The sequence below is a fragment of the Hallerella sp. genome, assembly GCF_022776125.1.
Classification (GTDB): domain Bacteria; phylum Fibrobacterota; class Fibrobacteria; order Fibrobacterales; family Fibrobacteraceae; genus Hallerella; species Hallerella succinigenes.
Window position 1 is genome coordinate 1 of record NZ_JALFIA010000012.1, and the last position, 2,893, is coordinate 2,893.

Sequence of the window (2,893 nt, forward strand, 5' to 3'; positions counted from 1 at the left end):
AACAACTAGTGGACTTGGGGAATTTTCTTGATCCTTGAATGCCGTTGCGTATTCAGAAATCATAAATGGGACATCAAGTCCAAGCCCTGTTTTGTGATTCAAATAGTGCAATAATGCTTTGTCACTAAGATGCATTAGATACGACAATTCATCTACATCTAAAAATGGAGTCGGAGTCTCGTTCAGTAAATTCTCAATATGATCTGCATAAAGATTTGCGTTGTAGGTTCTCATAATCAGCCTCTTTTTATTCATTCGCGTGTCAATAAATAGTCAAGAATAAAAGTCTAAGCTGCGAAAATTCTAGGGCCTAGACATTATAGAAATTTTCCTTGGACTCTAATATAAATATACGTATTTGAAGGAAAAAAAGAAAAAGGACTTGAGAATTAATCTCAAGTCCTTTAATGCGTTAGATTGTCACGGAGGCTTTTGTCTCCTCGCAATGACACGCGAGGCGAGAGCGGCGACCATGCTTGCATGGGCGTTGCCGAGCCGATGTTGTCATGCGCTCTGCGCAATGCCGCAATGACACGCGGAGAGCGTTTTTATCCTGCGTTCCTCTCGTCTCTCGTCTGAAGGACCGCAGGTCCGTTCTCTCGTCTATTTCACGATATGTCTATGGTACTCCTGCAGGCTGCAGACTTCGAATCTACCGTAGTCATGCTTGTCCATGAGACCTTCGACGGTGGAGGTGAGGGTGTAAGCTTCCCCATAATTACAAAGTAAAAACAAAACGGGCAGGTTCTTCGTCTGAGGAACCTGCCATTTTTATTTTTTGCTATATTTTTACCGGACACTAATAATTTACATTAAAGGCTGGTGGAGCCACTGCGTCTTTTGGGCAGGAGGGGGATGTGCCGAAGGCTTGTTTTTGTTGGATTTTGTTTTGGAGTGGGAGTGTGTTTGCCACAAGTCCTGTGCCCATCCATTTTTCGATGGCGGGGGAATCGGTCTTGCTAGCTTGCGATGTAGAATGGCCAAACGAAAATGCGATCGGTGAAATTTCTTATCAGTGGTATTTAGGGGCAGAGCCGATTGAAGGGGCAACCGGTTACGAATATGCAACAGAAGAATTTGATCAAGCAGGGTGTCGTCAGTATAATTGCGTGAAAAAAAATCTAGAGAATTTGGATGCCGTTTTAACCTCGATGATTGTCGTTTTCACGGGCTTGCCGACGGTAAAAATTCAGACAGTCGATGGCGAAATGCCCACAACCGATATCGTTTACGGTCCAACAGAATATAGTCAAAGCATTGCCAATGCAACCAAGGTTCCTTCTTCCATGCAAATTTACGACGCATCGGGGAACCTTCTTTACGAAAGCGGTGAATATCAAAAAAAGAAAAGCGGTCTCACGATTAAAATTCGTGGGAATACCAGTGTAAAAATCAACGGCAAATCTTCGTACAAATTAAAGCTGCAAAAGGAGGCTGATTTACTTTCGGCGTTAGTCCCGCGCGATACTGTAAAATGGAGCGCCTCGGACTATGCAGATAAAAATTGGATTTTATTGGCCTCCACAGAAACATCCCATACGTGGATTGGTTTCAAAATCTGCGATATTGTCGGATTTCCGTGGACTCCCGAATACGCCTTCGTAAACGTTTTTATCAATGGGGATTATCGAGGTTTGTATCTGCTGATGGAATCCATCAATCAGGGCCCAAGCCGTGTGAATATTTCCGATGACGGGTACATCATCGAACGGGATGCCTATTGGTGGAATGAAGACGTTTGGTTTAAAACGGAACGGTATGGCTTGGAATATACGTTCAAATATCCTGACGAAGACGATGTAACGGCAAAACAGCTAGAATACATCCAAAATTTAATGGACGACGTTGAAACGCACATTACGGACGGCACATACGAAGACATTTTGGATGTAGAAAGCTTTGCCCGTTGGATTTTGGTGCATGATTTGCTTGGCTCTTGGGATGCGGCCGGTTCAAACGCTTTTATGGCAAAGGAGAATTCCGCAGATTCCAAAATTTATATGCTTTCCAATTGGGATTTCGATTCCAATTTTATACAAGAAGATGAATGGGGAAAGCAGCATAATTTGGATCGGGCGTATGCGGTTTACTTGTTCCGAAGCGTAAATACGACTTTTATCAATCGGTACAAAGATTTGTTTGATTCCATTCAACCGATGCTTTTATCGGCGTTTCAAAGCTGGATGGAAGAATTGGAGACTGCTTTAGAAGGACCGATTGATATATCGCGTTATTGTGATTCTGCCCGGTGGAATTCTCCCTGGAGGCGTTTGGTAGATGGAGATTACCACGAAGCCTTGAACTGGTTTGAACGCCGTCTTGCGTGGATGAACGAGGCGATGGCCAAGAGTTATGGTATTGTGTATGAATTAAACGGGGGACGTTTGGATTATAATGTCGAATATCCAGATTCCATCCGTTTCTTAAGCCGAATCGATATTCCTCAAGCTCAAAGAAATGGCTTTGAATTCGCCGGATGGAGTGTTAAAGAAGATACAACTCCACGCATCAATAAAAGATTGTATGGTTATCACTTAACAGAAGATGTGGCGCTAACAGCTCATTGGGCGGATATCTCGCTCGACACAACGGCAGAGGATTCTGTCAGCAAGGCCCAAAAGGATATATCTACGGGGATGTATGACGTGTTCAACAGTCTAGGGCAATACTTGGGCCGCAAGGGACTTCAAAAAATACCGACTGGCCCCTATTTTACGCGCAAGGTGAAATAGCAAAATTCCTATCTTTTAAACATGATGAATCTAAAGATGATGGAAGACGGCTTCCGCATGATTTTGGAAGGTATGGGCGAAGACATTCACCGTGAAGGTCTCATTGATACTCCGAAGCGTGTCGCGAAGATGTATCAAGAGCTCATGACGGGTCTTTCCGG

At 43.7% G+C, this 2,893-nt stretch carries 3 protein-coding genes; 2 read left to right on the forward strand and 1 reads right to left on the reverse strand.

What is annotated here, in order from left to right; translation table 11 throughout:
- Positions 1-234: hypothetical protein (locus MR847_RS01120; protein ID WP_287722694.1), on the reverse strand; the 234-nt coding region annotated here is incomplete at its 3' end.
- 668 nt (positions 235-902) lie between these two features.
- On the opposite strand from MR847_RS01120, the gene MR847_RS01125 reads away from it, so the two are divergent.
- Positions 903-2,732 carry a CotH kinase family protein gene (locus MR847_RS01125; RefSeq protein ID WP_287722696.1) on the forward strand — a complete coding sequence of 610 codons (1,830 nt, stop codon included), beginning with the start codon at positions 903-905 and terminating at the stop codon, positions 2,730-2,732.
- A gap of 24 nt (positions 2,733-2,756) precedes the next feature.
- Positions 2,757-2,893, forward strand: a 137-nt coding sequence (locus MR847_RS01130) for a GTP cyclohydrolase I (RefSeq protein WP_502798490.1), incomplete at its 3' end; no start/stop codon positions are given.